Below are 16848 nucleotides of genomic sequence, written 5' to 3'. Positions count from 1 at the left end.
TTGCCAACCACCAGTCCATGCTCCGCTTCGCCGGAATCGCAACCGATGATTGAACCGACATTGCCGACAACACGCTATGCCGACCAGCCTGTGCCATTGGACACCCGGCTCCTCGGACTGGGAGGTACGATCGGGGTCATGCTGATCGTCCTTGTCGGGATGTTCCTGACATGGACGACCTTCAGCAAAACCAAGACACAGCCGACCCTGAATGTTTTCCATGTCGCGCCATCGGCGGCACCGCCCAAGCCGGTTCGGGAAGTTCCTCCGGGACCGGAAAAAGTGAAGCAAGACGAACCCGTTCACAAAGCGCCCGAAATCGAGACGCCAAAAATCATAGTCCCAAATCCTACCCTCATCGCCGCGACGCCGCCTGAAAAGCCCAGCCTGCAGGATCCGGGCCCTCCCGTTAAGGACACTACGGCACCGGTCAGCAAGCCTGCTCCACCTGAACCACAGTTATCGAGCAGCAAGCCGACCTGGCAGGGCCTCGTTCTCGGCGCGCTCGACAAGGTGAAGCGCTATCCCCGCGACGCGCGTTTCGCGCGGCAGCAGGGCGTGCCCTATATCCATTTTGTCATGGACCGGCAGGGCAAAATATTATCGGTCAGGCTGGAGCGCTCATCGGGGTTCCTGTCCCTGGACCGGGAAGCGCTCGCCCTGCCCAAGAGGGCACAGCCTTTACCCAAGCCACCCGAGGATGTGAAAGGCGATCCCTTGGAACTGGTCGTCCCAGTCGAATTTTTCATGCGGTGACGATAAGCGAGATTGAATGAATTTTTCATGGTTTCCGGGCAAGCCGATAGCGGGGATGGCACCTCATTATGGCTCTACAATAAGCGGATCAGGGCGCGGAACGGCGGTTTCGGACCGTACCTGACATTCCCGTACCAACATGAGAACGACCATAATTAATTGCGAAGGGTTTCAGGCGCTTGCGTACGAAAGCCTCCAGTGCAGGAACCCGCGGGCCCCACGCGCTGGTCTATGGGTAAAGCGGCTTTTGGGTGGTTCGGACGGGTAAGCGATGCCGATCCGGAAGTGTCGGTTCTGGCCGGATCAACGTGACTTTGTGCGGCGTCAGAGTGCGAGCGGTGGAGGTTTTGCTGGTCGGGGTGCCCTGCGCTGGGCTCGATTCCGGAATGGGCATGCACTGGGTCATCGGCCAAGACGCGATGAGCGTGACCGTCGTGCAGCCTGAGCCATGCCGGATCATGGCGCATTGCCCCGGATTGGCGATGCCGATGATGGTGGCGCGCGGGGCTGGCACCAGCGGGCGAAGGCCTCGATGATGGTCATGTGCCCGCCGCAACATGGGCATGGCGGGCGATGGTCGGGAGGTTCTTCGGGTTCGGGCTCCTCGACCGGTACAGCAACGCCCAGCAGGCTGCGGGCCAGCGCCATGGTGTCCTTGTGGGTCGAACTGGCGAGCAGGCCGTAATGCCGGATGCGGTGGAAGCCGCGCGGCAGAACGTGGATCAGGAAGCGGCGGACGAACTCGTCGGTCTCCAGCGTCATGACCTGCTGGCGTTCAGCAGCGGGGCGGCGATAGTCCTTGTAGCGGAGCGTCACGCCGGTCTCGTCGAAGCCGAGGAGCCGCCGGTTCGAGATGGCAACCCGGTGCGTGTAGCGCGAGAGATAGGCCAGCACCGCCTGCGGCCCGGCTAAGGGCGGCTTGGCATAGACCACCCAGCGCTTCTTGCGGATCGGCGAGAGATGCCGCACGAAGGCCTTGCGTGTCGCGAGGCCAGCCAAGGTGCTGAAGAAGACCAGCTTGCCGGCATCGAACAATGCCAACAGGCGAGTGAGGAACAGACGACGGAACAAGGCGCCCAGCACACGCACCGGCAGCAGGAATGCGGGGCGCGACGAGATCCAGCGCGTGCCGTCGAGCGCGATGCCACCGCCAGGCACGATCATGTGCACGTGCGGATGGTGGGTCAGTGCCGATCCCCAGGTGTGCAGCACGGCGGTGATGCCGATCCGCGCGCCAAGGTGCCTGGGATCGGCGGCGATGATCAGCATCGTGTCCGCGGCTGCGCGGAACAGCAGGTCATAGACCACCGCCTTGTTCTGGAAGGCGATGTCTGCGACCTCGTTAGGCAGGGTGAACACGACGTGGAAGTAGCCCACCGGCAACAGGTCGGCCTCGCGCGCGGCCAGCCAGGTGCGCGCGGCGGCGCCCTGGCATTTGGGACAGTGCCGGTTGCGGCACGAGTTGTAGGCGACCCGCCAGTGCCCGCAGTCGTCGCAGGCCTCGACGTGACCGCCCAGCGCGGCGGTGCGGCAGTTCTCGATTGCCGTCATGACCTTGAGCTGGCCCAGGCTGAGGTGCCCGGCATGGGCCGCGCGATAGGCCGACCCGCTGCTCCGGAAGATATCGGCGACCTCGAGTGAGGTGCGCACCGGCGCAACCGGGAGGGGCCCTGCCTTCCATCATGGCCACGATCTGGTCGAGCGGGCTGGCCACCGCCCGCATCGTCTTGCTCGAGACCTGGGTATAGATGCCGGTCGTGTTGATGTTCACGTGTCCCAGCAGCACCTGGATGACCCGGATATCGACGCCTTGTTCGAGCAGGTGAGTGGCAAACGAGTGGCGCAGTGTATGCGGGCTTACCCGCTTGTGGATCTCGGCGCGCTCGGCCGCTTCCTGCACGACGCGGTGCAACTGGCGAGCCGAGACCGAATCCGTGCCGCTGCGGCCGGGGAACAGCCAGCCATGAGGTAGCATCACTCCGCGCCGCTTGCCTTCGCGCCACCATTGACGGAGCAAGTCCAGCAGGTGCGGTGAGAGCATGGCGTTGCGGTCCTTGCGTCCTTTGCCCTGCTCGACGCGGATCATCATCCGGGTGCTGTCGATGTCATCGACCTTGAGGTGGGCAACCTCCGAAACTCGCAGGCCCGCGCCATAGGCCACGCTGAGGGCCGCCTTGTACTTGATGCCTGGCGCAGCCTCGAGCAGCCGCGCTGTCTCCTCGACGCTCAAAACCACCCGCAGTTTGGGTGTGAAGCGAACGACGACGAGCACCAGCGCCATCTCCGGGCGCTTCAGGGTAATCCCGAACAGGAACCGCAGTGCCGACACGGCCCCATTAATCGTGGCCGGTCCCACGGCGCGCTCGTGGTGGTCGACCTGATAACGCCGCAGGTCTTCCATTGTGGCCGTATCTGGCGGACGGCCCAGAAACGCGGCGAAACTCCGGACATGCCGGATATAGTCCTTCTGCGTATGCGCCCCGAAGCCACGCATCGTCATGTCCTGCAACATCCGCTCACGCAGCGAATGGGTCGGGGCAGCGGTCGTGATAGCATCCATGGTAAGTCCCTCTCCGTTAAAGGAACTCCACCGTCGGCGGGCGACGCCGCCCCGCCGAAAGCCTCACAAATACTACGCTACGTCACCCCAAGCGACTCTCCCGCGGAGCGGGTTCGTGCGTTGGGTCGCGAGCTGCTGGAACCGGACGGCTTGCACCCAGGGGCCGAAATCTGATCGCTGAGCGTCTCATAAGGGGCGGTTGTGAAGGGCAAGGCCTTGGACATTGCCGCAATTCTCAGGCGGCGTGGATAAGGCGGCTTCCAGCCAGACAGGTCGTTCGCGATCCCGAGCGGCTGCGCTCAGGAGCCGCTCCGCAATGCTGCGATCAGCGCGACCAAAGCCGGCGGGCTTTGTCGCCGGCTCGGATGATAGAGGTAGTAGCCAGGCAGCAAGGGGCACCACTCCCGTAGTACCCGCACCAGCCTGCCGGCCTGGATGTCCTCTTCGGCATCATCATCGTAGAGATAGGCCATTCCCATACCGGCGATCGCGGATGCCCGCATCAGATCTGTATCGTTGAAGACCAACGATCCCCGGACCCGCACATCCAGCGGACGGCCATCCTCCTCGAACTCCCAGGCATAAAGGCCGCCTGTCTTGACCAGACGGTACGCGATGCAATCATGGCGGCCGAGATCGTGGGGGCTTTCGGGGGGCGGATTGGCTGCAAAGTAGGCGGGCGAGCCGACGACCGCACGGCGCCTGTCCGGTCCGATCCGAACGGCAATCATGTCCTTTCCAATGATGTTGCCGAACCGAATGCCGGCATCGAAGCGGTTGGCAACGATATCGGTCAGGTTGTCGTCGACGATCATCTCGACGGTGACGTTCGGATGAGAGCCCAGGAAGGCTGGCAGTACCGGCAGGATGACCGCGGTAATGGCATTCTTGGTCGCAGTTATGCGAAGCGGACCGGACGCAGCGGCGCCGAACGCACCAGCCTGCGCGAGACCGGACGCAATGTCCTCGAGCGCCGGGCGTAGCGAGCGGAGCAGAATGTCGCCTGCCTCTGTGGTCGACACCGACCGGGTCGTGCGCGCCAGCAAGCGCACCTTCAGCCGCTCTTCCAGACCTCGCATAGCGTGGCTCAGAGCCGACTGCGACATGCCGAGCGTCGATGCTGCACGCGTGAAACTGCCTTCGCGCGCAACCACTTCGAACGCGGCAAGATCATTCAGTTCGGTACGGCGCATATATGCAAATCTCACATAAACCCAAGCGACCCTAGGCGTCTACTCACATAGGTCCAACAGTCTATCTTGATGGGCAAGATGCTCGCGCCCGGGCAACGATCATGGACGGACCCTTGCGATGAACAATCCCTTGTTCGAACCGCTTGAATTGAGCGCAGGCCTGAACCTTAAAGATCGCATCGTCATGGCCCCCATGACGACATGGTCAGCAAACGACGACGCCACAGTTTCGGACGAGGAAGACAGTTATTGCAGGGCCCGCGTCGGCGGTGTCGGTCTCGTCATTACCGGCTGCAGCCATGTGACCCCCAACGGAATCGGCTTCACCGACGAGTTCGCATCCTACGACGATCATTTTCTGCCCAGTCTGACTCGTCTCGCCGATGCGGCCAAATGCGGTGGTGCCCCGGCAATCCTTCAAATTTTCCACGCCGGCAACAAGGCGTTGCCCACCCTCGTTCCGGATGGCGATGTCGTGAGCGCGAGTGCTGGATTGATCGAGGCCGGCGCCTTTGTGGAAGGGGGTGCACCAGTCCGTGCGCTTTCGTCTGTCGAGATCGCAGACATCATCACGGCTTTCGGTGATGCGACGCGCAGGGCGATACTGGCAGGCTTCGACGGGATCGAGCTGCATGGCGCCCATGGTTTCCTGATCCAGAACTTCCTGTCGCCGCGCTCCAACCGGCGAATCGATGAATGGGGCGGATCGCTGGAAAATCGCATGCGCTTCCCTCTCGCCGTCGTTGCCGAAGTCCGCCGGGTTATCAGCGCCGAAGCGGGACGACCGTTCGCGCTCGGCTATCGTATTTCTCCCGAAGAGCCAGGCGACGGCGGTCTGCGCATCGATGAGAGCTTCATCCTCGTCGACCGGCTCATCGATGCGGGCGTCGACTATGTTCATGCCTCGCTCGCAAGCCTGCTGGAGGATCGGCCGCTCGAAGATGCCGACGGCGTTACGATGGTGGAGCATCTCCTTGCACGCATCGCCGGGCGGATCCCGCTCGTTGCAGCCGGGCAGGTACGGACGCCGGCACAGGCCGTGCACGCTCGTAAAATGGGCTTGCCGCTGGTCGCCGTCGGTCAGGCCCTCGTGATGAATCCCGATTGGGTGGATGCAGCCGAGGCGGAGGCCGATAGCTCGGTGACGACCACACTCGAGCTGTCCCGCGCGGCCGAGCTTGCGATCCCGGCGAAGCTCCGGGCCGTCATCGCGAACATGCCCGGATGGTTTGCGCTGTCGATGAAGGGCCGCTTGCACCGGCGGCATCCTGAGCCTGCCCGGCGGATACACACGGAGACACGATCATGGTCCACAAACAGACATCCGGGACGCCCGCGCAGCGCGCCGACATCATGCTCTCCTTCGCTGAAACCGTGCGGGCTCGGCGATCCTTTCGGGCATTCAAGCCGGAGCCGGTCGCAGACGATCTCATCTGCGAGCTTCTTCTGGATGCCCAGCAGGCCCCGTCCAATTGCAACACGCAGCCGTGGAACATGCACGTTGTCAGTGGCGCCAAGCGGGACGAGCTGTCGCGCGCGCTGTACGCTGCCAATGACGCCGGCCGCCTGACGCCCGATTTCTCTCGGGATGAAGGCGGGTTTCGTGGGCGCTATGATGAGCGTCGGCGTGAACAGGGTGCGATCTACTACGGCAATCTCGGGGTGACGCGGGATGATCACGAAGCACGCGCCCGCGCGGCTTCGGTCAACTTCTCGTTCTTCGGCGCCCCGCACGTTGCCCTGCTGTTCATGCCTCTTGTTGGCGATGGTGTCCGTGTTGCGGGCGATCTAGGCATGTACGGCCACCCCGACGAGACCGCACCCGCCAACAGGGTTCGAATGGGCCGGGATGATCTGGGCCAGAGCGTCACCTTCCACACCTGATCGCCGCACCCGAGCGGCCTAACATCTGGTCCAGTGAACGAAATGGAATTGCCATGAGCCAGAATTTCGAACGCAGCGACGCACTCGCGACACACGGCGATGAACGAAGCGGGGCTCGGGCCAACGTGGACCGCCGCGGTTTTCTTGGCGCCGCTCGCCTGAAGCGATGGAGCAGGTCCTCCACGACCAACCGATCGGCCGCCTTGGTCGACCTGAGGAAATCGCCGCTGCAGTCCTTTGGCTTTGCGTAAGCGAAGCCTGAGCCCCACCTTGCGGGTGTGAGGCGCATCGCCGAGTTTCACCGCCTTTGATCAGGCGGAGGTCTTTAGTGCTATGACGATGTCATGTGACGATGCTGGCACTAGCGAGGTTCAGCGGTTCGAGGTCTTCACCGGCGCGGGGAAGCGTCGGGACTGGCCACCCGAGCTCAAGGTCTCGATCGTCGCGGAGAGCTATTCCGGCCAAGAGTCCGTCAGCGCCGTTGCTCGGCGGCACGGCATGATCCCCTCGCAGCTTTTCACCTGGCGCCGCGAACTGCGCAAGCAGATGGAAGCCCAAGGGTTCGCGCTTCCTGTTGCCCCGGCGCCCGCATCTCTCTTCGTTCCCGCAGTGATAGAACCGTCGCCGCCAAGCGAGGTGCCTGCCGTTGCCAAGCGTCCGCGGCGTCAGCGCCGATCGTCTCCGAGCGCGGTGGAGCTGGAGATAGATGGTGTGGCGGTGAGGATTGCCCGCGGTACCGATAAAGGGCTGATCGCCGCGGTGATCGAAGCGCTCAAGGCTACGCGATGATCGGACCTGGTGTTGGCGCCCGCGTCATGATCGCAACGCGGCCAGTGGATTTTCGCAAAGGGCCGGATGCTCTGGCTGCACTCGTCGGGGCCGAGTACGGCGGCGACCCCTTTTCCGGGGTCATCTACGTCTTCCGGGCGAAGCGAAGCGACCGAATCAAGCTGATCTGGTGGGACGGCACTGGTCTGTGCCTGATGGCGAAGAAGCTCGAGCAGGGCGGCTTTCGTTGGCCTGGGATACAGGACGGCGTGATGCGTGTGACGGCGGCCCAACTCGGCGCTTTGCTGGAAGGTTTGGACTGGCGCCGCGTACATGGTGGGCGCCGGCCGCAGGCGCCGCAGATTGCCGGTTGACGGGGCTTTCGCCTACTGATTCACTGCCTTCATGCTCACCGAAGCCGACCTACCCGAGGACGTTGCCACGCTACGTGCGTTGGTCCTCGAGCAGTCCCGGATGCTTGCCGAGGTGCAGGTCGCCAAGGAGGCCCAGGTCGCTGAGCTGACCCTCGCCAAAGGTGAGGCCGATGCCGAGATCGAGCGGCTACAGGCGATTATCGACGCCTTCATGCGCCACCGTTTCGGCCCCCGTTCCGAGCAGCTCGATCCTGACCAGCTCCAGCTTGGCCTGGAGGATGTCGAGACGGCGCTAGGTCAAGCACGCGCGAGCCGCGATGCGGTCTCTCAGCTCGCTCAAAGCCATGAGCCGCGCAAGACCAACCGCGGCTCGCTTCCTGGCCACCTCGAGCGGGTCGAGCAGGTGGTAGATGTAGAGGACAAGGCCTGCCCCTGCTGCGGCGGCGCGCTGCATGCGATCGGCGAGGACGTCTCCGAACGCCTCGACGTCGTGCCGACCACATTCCGCGTCCTCGTGACGCGTCGTCCACGCTACGGCTGCCGTTCTTGCGAAGGGGCGGTCGTCCAGGCGCCGGCACCGGCCCGGATAGTCGAGGGCGGCATTCCGACCGAGGCACTGATAGCCCAGGTTCTGGTGTCGAAGTACGCCGACCATGTTCCCCTGTACCGGCAGGCGCAGATCTACGCCCGCCAAGACATCAAGCTCGACCGTTCCACCTTGGCGGACTGGGTCGGCCGAGCAGCCTGGTACCTGAGACCCCTGCGGGATTGCACGCTCGAAGAGCTACGAAGATCGCAGCGCCTCTTTGCCGACGAGACGACGGCGCCGGTGCTAGAACCCGGACGTGGGCGCACCAAGACCGGCCAGATCTGGGCCTACGCCCGCGATGATCGACCATGGGGTGGCAGCGATCCGCCGATGGTCGCCTACGTCTACGCCCCCGACCGCAAAGCCGAACGGTCCGACGCCCATCTCGGAGACTTCGCAGGCATCCTGCAGGTGGATGGCTATGGCGGGTATACGGCGCTTGCCAAGCGTCGCCAGCAGGTCAGCCTCGCTTTCTGTTGGTCGCACGTCCGGCGTAAATTCTTTGAGCTCGCGGATAAGTCGCCGGTTGCGACCGAGCTTCTGCGTCGCATCGCCATTCTCTATGCCGTCGAGGATGAAGTACGGGGCACATCGGCCGAGCAGCGCCGTGCCATGCGTGCTGAACATAGCCGCGTGGTGGTGGATGACCTGAAGCTCTATCTGGAAGCGCGGCTTCGGCAGGTGAGCGCCAAGAGCAAACTGGCCGATGCGATCCGCTATGCACTAAGCCGCTGGGACGGGCTCTCTCGCTTCCTCGACGACGGCCGCGTCGATCTCGACACGAACATCGTCGAGCGGTCGATCAGGCCTCCTGCCCTAAATCGCAAGAACGCCCTCTTCGCCGGTTCAGATGAAGGCGGCGACAACTGGGCGGTGATCGCCACGCTCATCGAAAACTGCAAGCTGTCCGGCATCAACCCGCACGAATGGCTGACCCGAACCCTCGTCGCTCTAGCTAAGGGTCACCCGGCTAACCGCCTATCCGAGCTCATGCCCTGGACGGCCGTGCTCTGAGAACATCGCTTACGGCTTTGCAGTCCTGCTGCCAGTTTCGTCGCGGGCGCTGCGTTGCCTGTCGATGGTGGATTTGTGGCTCATTGAGGTCGCGCTATCGATCTGACGGCCGATATATAGCAGGCTGCCGTTTGGCCGTGGGTGACCGAGAAGGGTCGGTTTCGCTGACGGAGAGCGCCGGATCGTGGGACTTTGCTGCCTTTCCAGAGCGCCGCCGTGAATGACGCGTTCCGCCGAAACCCGTCATTTGAAAGGCCGCGATGCGAGTTCATGCCGCCCTCGGTTAGCGGCCAGCTGAGGCCATCAAGCCGCGAGACCGCATCCACCAGATCAGTTCGATGAACCAGTGGTCGCTGGTGGTGCCCTTTGGCTTCAAATCAAAACCGTGTCCACCGCGTTCATAGATATGAAGCTCAGCGGCAGCACCAGCCTGCCGCCAGCTTTGATATAGCTGCACAGGGTCATTCGGCGTGAACTCGTCGTCCGCGGCTCCGGCAATGAAGGCGGGGGACGCGTCAGCGGGAACCGGGGTTCGAAGCCCGCCATAGATCAGGCCTACAAAATCGGGGCGTGAGGCCTTGTCCCCAATGGCCAGATCGGCTGCAAGGAATGCACCCGAGGAAAAGCCAATGATCCCGATGCGCCTGGGGTCGATGCCCCATCCAGCGGCACGTTGCCGCACGATCGCCAGCGCACGCGCACCGTCCTCAACCGCATGTTTCTCGCCGGCGAAAGGTGGCACTTCCTTCGGTACGCCGCTCCTGGCTCGAGCCATGATGCCCTCCATCTCCTTCATATGGATTTCGGGCATGTGCATGGCGTCATTGGGGCTTTTGATCGTGCGGTATTTGAGCACGAACGCGGTGACACCGCGCTGCGCGAACTGATGGGCTACCGCCGTGCCGCCAGCCTCATATCCAAGGCCAACGAAGCCCCCGCCCGGGGCGATGATGACCGCCGTACCGTTGGCATGTCCGGCGTCTGGACGAAACATCTCCAGCGTGGGGTCGCTGACGTTGAAGATCATCGTCTCGCCGGTTTCGAGCGTGTCCCGTGTTTCCGGGACGCCGAGCGAAACGACTGTTCCCTTGGGGTAGAGCGAAATGATCTCTCCGCCTGCGGGCGTCTGCGCCGTAGCCGCCGTCGCGCTGAGCAGTGCTGCCGCCATCAGGGGGCCTGCCGTTCTTGCCAGATTTCTCATGAACGTCTCAACCATTAGATACGTGCCTTGAGCGTGACGAAGGCCGATCGTGGCTGATTGGGCGAGACGACCGGATAGCCCATGTAGCTGTGCGGATCCCAGGCTTTCCGTCCGCCGAGATTGACGACCGATACGCCAAGGGAGAGCTGGCCGAGGTCATAGGAGGCCTGCGCATCGATCACAGCATATCCGGGAACGGCGAGACTGTTGGGCAGCGTCAGTTCGCGCGAGGTGAAGGCCGTGATCCCGGCCCCGAACGACAGCCCCTTTGCAGGACCATTCAGCACCCGATAGCGCGCTGCGACCCGCCCGCTGCTCCTGGGCACGCGGGCAAGCGTGTCATCGGGAGCAACACCATCGTCTCGGGTGTCGGTATAGGCATAGTTTGCCAGTAGCGAGAAAGCCGGGGTCGGCTCCCAGACCAGATCGGCTTCCACGCCACTGGCGCGCTGCCGCCCGCTCTGGATGTAGAAGCCCACATTGGCGGGATCGGCCGTGACGACATTGTCATGGGTTTGCCGGAAAGCCGCGATCGTACCGGAGAGGCCAGCCGAGGGTAGCGCCAGCTTTACGCCACCCTCGATATTGCTGGAGGTTTCAGGCTTCGCCGCCTGTGTACCGATGAACCCGAACGGCGCGCGGAACGCCGTCGCATAACCTGCGAACAGAGCGATGCCCGGAACCACGTCGAAGGTCGCGCCGATCCGGGGCGAGACATGGGCATAGGTCTTGTCGTTCGCTACCCCGATATTGCTGTTCTCGATGAACTTCAGCGAGGTGACGCGCAGGCCGCCGGTCAGATGGAGCCTGCCATAAGTGGCTTGATCCTGCACATAGGCGGCGAATGTCTCGAAGCGGTCGTCCGTGTAGCTATTGACCGGCGTCTGGGGCGTGTAGCTGAGGTCATAGGCAGGATTGGAGAGATCGATCGTGCCCGATGGGCTGTCGCTGACAAACAGGCCCATGGCGCTGTAGAAGCTGGTCCAGTCGTAATTGGCGCCGACGAGCAGCGTGTGCGCGCCGCCGAGCATATCGGCCTCCACGGCGAGGTTGGCGTCGACGGTCGCCTCCTTGGTGCGGTTGACCATCGTGATCGGGAAGACATCATAGCTTGGCGCTACAGTGGTGGTCCCGGCCAGGCCGGGATAGACGAAGCTCCCGCTCTCATCGACGTCGCTGTCATAATAGCGGCCAGTGACCGTCAGTTTGACGCGATCCGAGAAGGCATGGCGCAGCATCGCCGTGCCCATGTTGTTGTCGTTTCTCGTGCGGGGCTGGCCCATCGGCGATCCGGGAAAGGCATTGCGATCGAGCATGCCAGCCAGCGCCGCATCGGCAGGCAGCCCTGAATATTCCAGCTGTCGCGACGAGCACCGCGAGGACGCTCGCGAAACCGACCCCGGAGACGATAGCGGCCACCGCGAACGGCGCGCAAAGCGCTGTCCACAAAAGCGCGAGACGCAGTAGCGTGCGCCGCCGCCACAATGCCTTTCCGCCAAAAGGCAAAGCCTCGAGCATGCGTTGCCGACCCGCCTCGCGTTCACCGGAGACAAGATCGTGACACAGCGCGATGACAAACAGCGGGGCAAGGAACACCAGTACGAAAGCGAAATCGAAGCGCCCCGGAAGCGCGAGTTCGGGATTGAAGGTATCCCCGTCGTAAATCTGCGCTTCCAGTCCCAGCGCGCGCACGCGCAGGATATAGGGCGACACATCACGCATGCCGAGCGCTGCAAAGGCCAGCGGCGACGGCGCATCCCAGGTCGGATGGAAGCTGTAATACGCGGCGCTGCCGGCGTCCTTCGACTTGTCGACCCAGCCGGCGATGGCATCGATGTCCTCTGCCTGGGCCTTGGGGATCGCGGCGATGGCGGCGTGTTGCCGGGAGACTTCCGCGAGGCCGGCGAAAAGTGCCGCGGCAGAAAGCGCCATCAGAAGAACGAGAGCGCCCGAGGCAAATCGATGGCGTGCCAATAGCCGAAACTCATGGACCCACAAGGTCATCGAAGTTCTCCCAGGCGGCGAGTGGCAAGCGCCAGCAACAGTCCGGCACCCGTAAGCCAGGCGATGATGACGGCGATCCCGGGAAACGCGCGCAAGGCTAGCGACCCGCCCCCGGGGGCCCGATAGCGAAAGTCGGGCATGGCCTTCCAGTTGGCGGCGGAAACCCGCTTGCGGCGATCGGCGTCCGCATCGGCGGCGGTGTCGTTCGCGTAGCTCACGTCCTGCGCCTGCATGCGGTTCAGGCGCTGCACCAGCGTGTAGCGGTAGGCTTCCGCCTGCTCGAGAAAGCTGCGGTGTGCAGCAAAGTCCGTCCCGGCCGCGGCCATCGACGCCGAGCGCAGCGCGATCGCTGGGCTGAGTAGCCCGGCGGCCTGAACGATGGCTTTCTGCCGCGCCTGCGCGTCGTAGCTCTCTGCTGTGTAGCGGTCGAACAGTGCGGAGGTCAGCCGCTCGCCCTCGATGCCCAGAAGCCCCTTGTAATTGACGGGAAGGTCTTCGACCCGGGTGACGCCATAGCGATCCAGCACCGACCGTTTGAAGGCGGCGAAGTGAGGGTCGTCGGGATTGTGCGCATCGCCCATGGCGCGCAAGTCGCGAGCGATGGCAATGTCGGTCTGGAGCCGGTTGGCGAGTGGAATTGCCGCGCTTGCAGCATCGGGCGCAATACGCGGCAGCAGCACCACGACGATCGCCCAGCCCGCGATCAGGATCAAAAGCGCGTCGCGGCTGCGCTTGGCCCACGCCGAAGCAAGCGCGATCAGCAGCACCCAAAGCGCCAGGTACGCGCCATAACCCAGTATCAGGGCAGCCAACGGCCAGCCTTGCGCGCCGGGCTGGCCCGATACGGCTAACAGGCCGATCAATGCGGGAAACGCGACGAGGATCGCCACCCCCCCCAGTGCCAGAAGCTTTCCGCGCATTATCTGCCCGCGGCCCGCACCCTGCATCATAAGCACGCGCAGTGTCCCCCGCTCGCTCTCGCGCGCGATCACGCCGTAGCCGAGGAAGATTAACAGCAGCGGCGCCACCGCCTGCAACACGAATGCAGGCGTCAACTGGCCGAAGCGGACCAGCAAGGAGCTTTGGCGCACATCACCGAAGTTGGCGGTGTTTTGGCGGTGTCCTTCAAGAAACATGCTGTTGCCCGTAAAGGCGTCCACCCCGGGATCGAACGCTGCGAGCGCGCCGAGCGGGCGGAAGATGAACGTGCCGTAGTGGACCATACGATGCGGGTGCCGGTCGGGCTGCGCGTCGAAAGCAGCCTGCGCGGCATGCTGGTGGCGTGCCCGCAGTTCGGTGATGCCGCGCTGGTGCGCCCAGGAACTGAGAGTCGCCACTACCGTCAGAGCGGCAAGCAGCCCCAAGGCGATGACGGCAACGCGGTTGCGCGCCATCAGCCGCAGTTCGTCGCGTGCGATGAGGGTCGTCGCGCTCACGCCGCCAGCCTCTCGCCGCCCAGGGCGAAACGCGCATGAAGCGCGCGCACGTCGAAGCGTTCGGGGCCGCTGGCGACGACGTCTTCGGCGATGCGCCCGGCTTCGAGGAAGGCCATGCGGTCGGCCACGTCGGCAGCGCTCAGCAGGTCGTGCGTCACCATCAGCACGGCCGTCCCGCGGTCGCGGACAGAGGAGACCAGCGCGTTGAAGTCCGCCGTCGCGCGCGGATTTAGCCCTGAGGTAGGCTCGTCCAGCAGGAGCACGGGCACCGCGCGCAGCAGCGCCACGGCGATCGCCACCTTCTGTCGCATGCCTTTGGAAAAGCCGCCGAGGCGCAAGTCCCAGGCGCGTTCCTGCAGCCCCTTCGCCGCGAAGGCATCGGTCACCGCGCGTCTATCCCACCGGTCGCCGGACAGCGCCAACAGGTACTGCGCGTTCTCGACCGCGCTCAGGTGTTCATAGAGCGCGACGTTTTCGGGAAGATAGGCGATCCGGCGCCGGGCCCCATCCACGTCCCTTCCCGGATCGATGCCGCAGACGGTGACGTTGCCCGATCCGGGCCGGACGAAGCCGAGCAGAGCCCCCAGCGTGGTCGACTTGCCCGCCCCGTTGCCGCCGAGCAGTGCGGTGATGCTGCCCGCAGGCACGGCCAGGGTGAGCGCATCGAGCACGCGATGCGTTCCATACGAGACGACGAGTTGCTCGATCAGGATCGGCGGTACGGAAGCGGTCATGAAGTTCCCCGGCAGTCAATTGCGGGACTTCAGTGCCCAAAAACATGTCATGTTGCAACATAACATTGACCAGGCGCATGAGCGCTGCCAAGAGCCTGCCGCACGGGGCGGACACGATCCGTTTGTCCAGTCCCGTCTTCAGGAACCCACGATGTTGCGCTTTGCCAAAGGCCACGGCCTGCTTGCCGGAAGTCTGCCGTTCGCGATGGCTCTGTCTCCACTCCCCGCCGGCGCCGAGACATTCGCCGAAGAGGAGAGCGCCGAGGACGCCCGAAAAGCGAGCAATGACGAATCGATTACCGTGACCGGCGTGCGGCAAGCTTATCGCGGTAATTTCGCGGTCGATGAGATTCCGCAGTCGATCGCTGAAATCGACGTCAAGATCCTGGAGCAGAACGGTATCCAGCGCCTCACGGATGCACTGGACCTCAATGCTTCGGTCTCGCGGCAGAATACGCTGGGCGGCCTGTGGGATGCCTTTGCAGTGCGCGGTTTCGCGGGCGACGAGAACATGCCGAGCGGCTACCTCGTCAACGGTTTCAATGGCGGACGTGGCTTCGGCGGCCAGCGCGACGTCGCCGGGATCGAGCGGGTGGAAGTGCTCAAGGGGCCAGGGGCGGCGCTGATCGGGCGCGGCGAGCCGGGCGGCACGATCAACCTGGTCACCAAGCAGGCCGAACTCGGCAATACGTTCGGCACGGCCTCGGTGCAATATGGCCGCTTCGACAAGGTGCGCGGCGAGGCCGACGTGAACCTGGCGCTTACCGGCGGCCTGACGGTGCGCCTCATCGGCTACGCCGAAGATGGTGACAGTTTCCGGGACACGGTCCACCAGAGGCGCTGGGGCTTCCTGCCCTCGATCGGGCTTGCTCTCGGCGAGCGCACCCGGCTTACTTACGACTTCGAGAAGACCCGGGTGGAAGTGCCGTTCGATCGCGGCATCGTCGTCCTGAACGGTAATTTCGACACCGTGCCGCGCTCGAGCTTCCTTGGCGAGCCGGGTGACGGCGATACGGTTGCGCGCGCCACCGGGCACCAGCTTCGCCTGCAGCACGAATTCAACGGCCGCTGGAGCCTGCTGATCGGGGCGAGCGCCCGCTCGACGCTGCTGACCGGCTTTTCTTCCGATGCCGAAACGGTCGCCTCGCGCCAGGCGCTCTACACCGACGGCGTCTCGCTCTCCCGCCAGCGGCGATCGCGGCGCTACGACGCCGACCACTATGTCCTGCGCGCAGAAATTGCCGGGGAGGTGGACACGGGCAACCTGCGCCATCGGGTGCTGATCGGGGCGGATTACGACGATTTCATCTACGATCAGGTCTTCAGGCGCTATCGCCCCCCTTTGCTGACCTCCAACCCCAGCGCGGCAGCCGGTTACGTCATCGACATCGCAAATCCGGTCTATGGCCGCTTTGCCCTGCCCACGACGAGCATCACCACCAACCGGGTCGACAAGCAGCGGGCCGCGGGCGTTTACGTACAGGACCAGATCAAACTGACCGATCGTTTGCAAGTGCGGATCGGGGGACGCTATGACCAGGTCACGCTGGAAACCGACAACCGGTTGAGCGGCGTGCAAAGCAAGCGCACGAAAAGCCGGTTCAGCCCGCAGGCCGGCATGTTTATCAACGGAATGCCCCGCTGACGCTCTATGCCGCCTATGGCCAGGGGTTCCGCTCCAATGTCGGGACCGACGTGGCCGGGGTGATCTTCGATCCTGAGACCAGCACCTCGATCGAGGCGGGGCTGAAGCTGACCGCGCTGGGCGGCGCGCTCAATGGCACCGTGTCGGTATTCCAACTGGAGAAATCCAACGTACTGGCAAGCGATGCCAACAATCCGGGGTACTCCGTCGCCATCGGGAAGGCGCGCAGCCGGGGCATCGAACTGGACGTGAACGGGCGGCTGCCCGGCGGTATCGACGTACTCGTGAGCTATGCCTATCTCGACGCGGAGGCGCGCTCGAGCGTGCTCGATCCCAACTATTCGTTCCAGATCAGCCCTGGCGATCCGCTCATCAACATCCCCAGGCACAACCTCAACATTCAGGCCGCCAAGACATTTGCCCTGGGCGAGCGGCAAGCGACGGTGGGAGCGGGCATGCAGCATGTCGGCAAGCGTTCGGGCGAGACCGGGACAGACTTCATGTTGCCTTCGCACACCCTGTTCCGCGTGTTCGGACAGGTCGAACTGATCGAAGGCGTGGAACTGTTCGGCAACGTCGCCAATCTTTTTGACGAGGAATGGTACGCCAACGGTTATTCGCCGCTGTGGGTACAGCCTGGCGCGCCCCGAACCGCCACGGTTGGCCTGCGCGCCCGCTTCTGAGCGCCAA

Annotated in this window: 12 protein-coding genes and 4 pseudogenes; 8 read left to right on the top strand and 8 right to left on the bottom strand. The window is 64.0% G+C overall.

Annotation, left to right across the window (positions count from 1 at the left end):
- Positions 1–45 precede the first annotated feature (45 nt).
- On the top strand, positions 46–756 hold the full coding sequence (locus tag ACFFDA_RS19635; RefSeq protein WP_404482444.1) for a TonB family protein: 711 nt from the start codon (positions 46–48) through the stop codon (positions 754–756).
- Between the two features lie 456 nt (positions 757–1212).
- On the opposite strand, the gene ACFFDA_RS19630 is transcribed toward ACFFDA_RS19635, so the two are convergent.
- The 3 genes and pseudogenes from ACFFDA_RS19630 to ACFFDA_RS19620 form a co-directional block, all read right to left on the bottom strand.
- Positions 1213–2406: an IS91 family transposase gene (locus tag ACFFDA_RS19630; RefSeq protein WP_404482443.1), complete on the bottom strand. Its 1194-nt coding sequence runs from the start codon at positions 2404–2406 to the stop codon at positions 1213–1215.
- A 7-nt stretch (positions 2407–2413) separates the two neighbouring features.
- Positions 2414–3316: pseudogene (locus ACFFDA_RS19625) on the bottom strand (tyrosine-type recombinase/integrase); the annotation flags it as partial.
- 299 nt (positions 3317–3615) lie between these two features.
- Positions 3616–4509, bottom strand: coding sequence for a LysR family transcriptional regulator (locus ACFFDA_RS19620; protein ID WP_404482442.1), 894 nt, complete (start codon positions 4507–4509; stop codon positions 3616–3618).
- Between the two features lie 118 nt (positions 4510–4627).
- Between ACFFDA_RS19620 and ACFFDA_RS19615 the strand changes: the two are divergent.
- The 6 genes and pseudogenes from ACFFDA_RS19615 to tnpC all read left to right on the top strand — a co-directional run.
- A pseudogene (locus ACFFDA_RS19615) lies at positions 4628–5575 on the top strand (NADH-dependent flavin oxidoreductase); the annotation flags it as partial.
- Positions 5576–5814: 239 nt separating this feature from the next.
- Positions 5815–6393, top strand: a complete 579-nt coding sequence (locus ACFFDA_RS19610; RefSeq protein WP_404482441.1) for a nitroreductase family protein — start codon at positions 5815–5817, stop codon at positions 6391–6393.
- Positions 6394–6446: 53 nt separating this feature from the next.
- Entirely contained in the window at positions 6447–6644 is a 198-nt protein-coding gene (locus ACFFDA_RS19605) for a hypothetical protein (protein WP_404482440.1), read from the top strand.
- Between the two features lie 82 nt (positions 6645–6726).
- On the top strand, positions 6727–7182 hold the full coding sequence (gene tnpA / locus ACFFDA_RS19600) for an IS66-like element accessory protein TnpA (protein WP_404476433.1): 456 nt from the start codon (positions 6727–6729) through the stop codon (positions 7180–7182).
- Positions 7183–7208: 26 nt separating this feature from the next.
- Positions 7209–7535, top strand: a complete 327-nt coding sequence (gene tnpB / locus ACFFDA_RS19595) for an IS66 family insertion sequence element accessory protein TnpB (protein WP_404476432.1) — start codon at positions 7209–7211, stop codon at positions 7533–7535.
- A 31-nt stretch (positions 7536–7566) separates the two neighbouring features.
- Positions 7567–9138: an IS66 family transposase gene (gene tnpC, locus ACFFDA_RS19590; protein ID WP_404476430.1), complete on the top strand. Its 1572-nt coding sequence runs from the start codon at positions 7567–7569 to the stop codon at positions 9136–9138.
- A gap of 283 nt (positions 9139–9421) precedes the next feature.
- Here the strand turns inward: tnpC and ACFFDA_RS19585 are convergent, their stop codons facing one another.
- From ACFFDA_RS19585 to ACFFDA_RS19565, 5 genes and pseudogenes are all read right to left on the bottom strand, one after another.
- On the bottom strand, positions 9422–10306 hold the full coding sequence (locus ACFFDA_RS19585) for an alpha/beta hydrolase (RefSeq protein ID WP_404482439.1): 885 nt from the start codon (positions 10304–10306) through the stop codon (positions 9422–9424).
- Positions 10307–10353: 47 nt separating this feature from the next.
- Complete coding sequence (locus ACFFDA_RS19580; protein WP_404482438.1) at positions 10354–11655, bottom strand: TonB-dependent siderophore receptor; 1302 nt, start codon at positions 11653–11655, stop codon at positions 10354–10356.
- Between the two features lie 49 nt (positions 11656–11704).
- Positions 11705–12343, bottom strand: a pseudogene (locus ACFFDA_RS19575) (ABC transporter permease); the annotation flags it as partial.
- Positions 12340–13779 (bottom strand): ABC transporter permease, encoded by a 1440-nt coding sequence (locus ACFFDA_RS19570; RefSeq protein WP_404482437.1) that lies wholly within the window; start codon positions 13777–13779, stop codon positions 12340–12342. The gene ACFFDA_RS19570 and the pseudogene ACFFDA_RS19575, both read right to left, overlap by 4 nt.
- The gene (locus ACFFDA_RS19565; RefSeq protein ID WP_404482436.1) at positions 13776–14513 is read right to left on the bottom strand and encodes an ABC transporter ATP-binding protein; all 738 of its coding nucleotides are present in this window, start codon (positions 14511–14513) and stop codon (positions 13776–13778) included. The genes ACFFDA_RS19570 and ACFFDA_RS19565 overlap by 4 nt, the downstream gene beginning before the upstream one ends.
- A 151-nt stretch (positions 14514–14664) precedes the next feature.
- On the opposite strand from ACFFDA_RS19565, the pseudogene ACFFDA_RS19560 reads away from it, so the two are divergent.
- A pseudogene (locus ACFFDA_RS19560) lies at positions 14665–16841 on the top strand (TonB-dependent siderophore receptor).
- Positions 16842–16848 lie beyond the last annotated feature (7 nt).

It is taken from the genome of Novosphingobium sp. BL-52-GroH (assembly GCF_044813085.1).
Lineage (GTDB): Bacteria > Pseudomonadota > Alphaproteobacteria > Sphingomonadales > Sphingomonadaceae > Novosphingobium.
The sequence above is the reverse complement of the archived record's forward strand: the minus strand, read 5'-3'. Positions and strand labels throughout refer to the sequence as shown.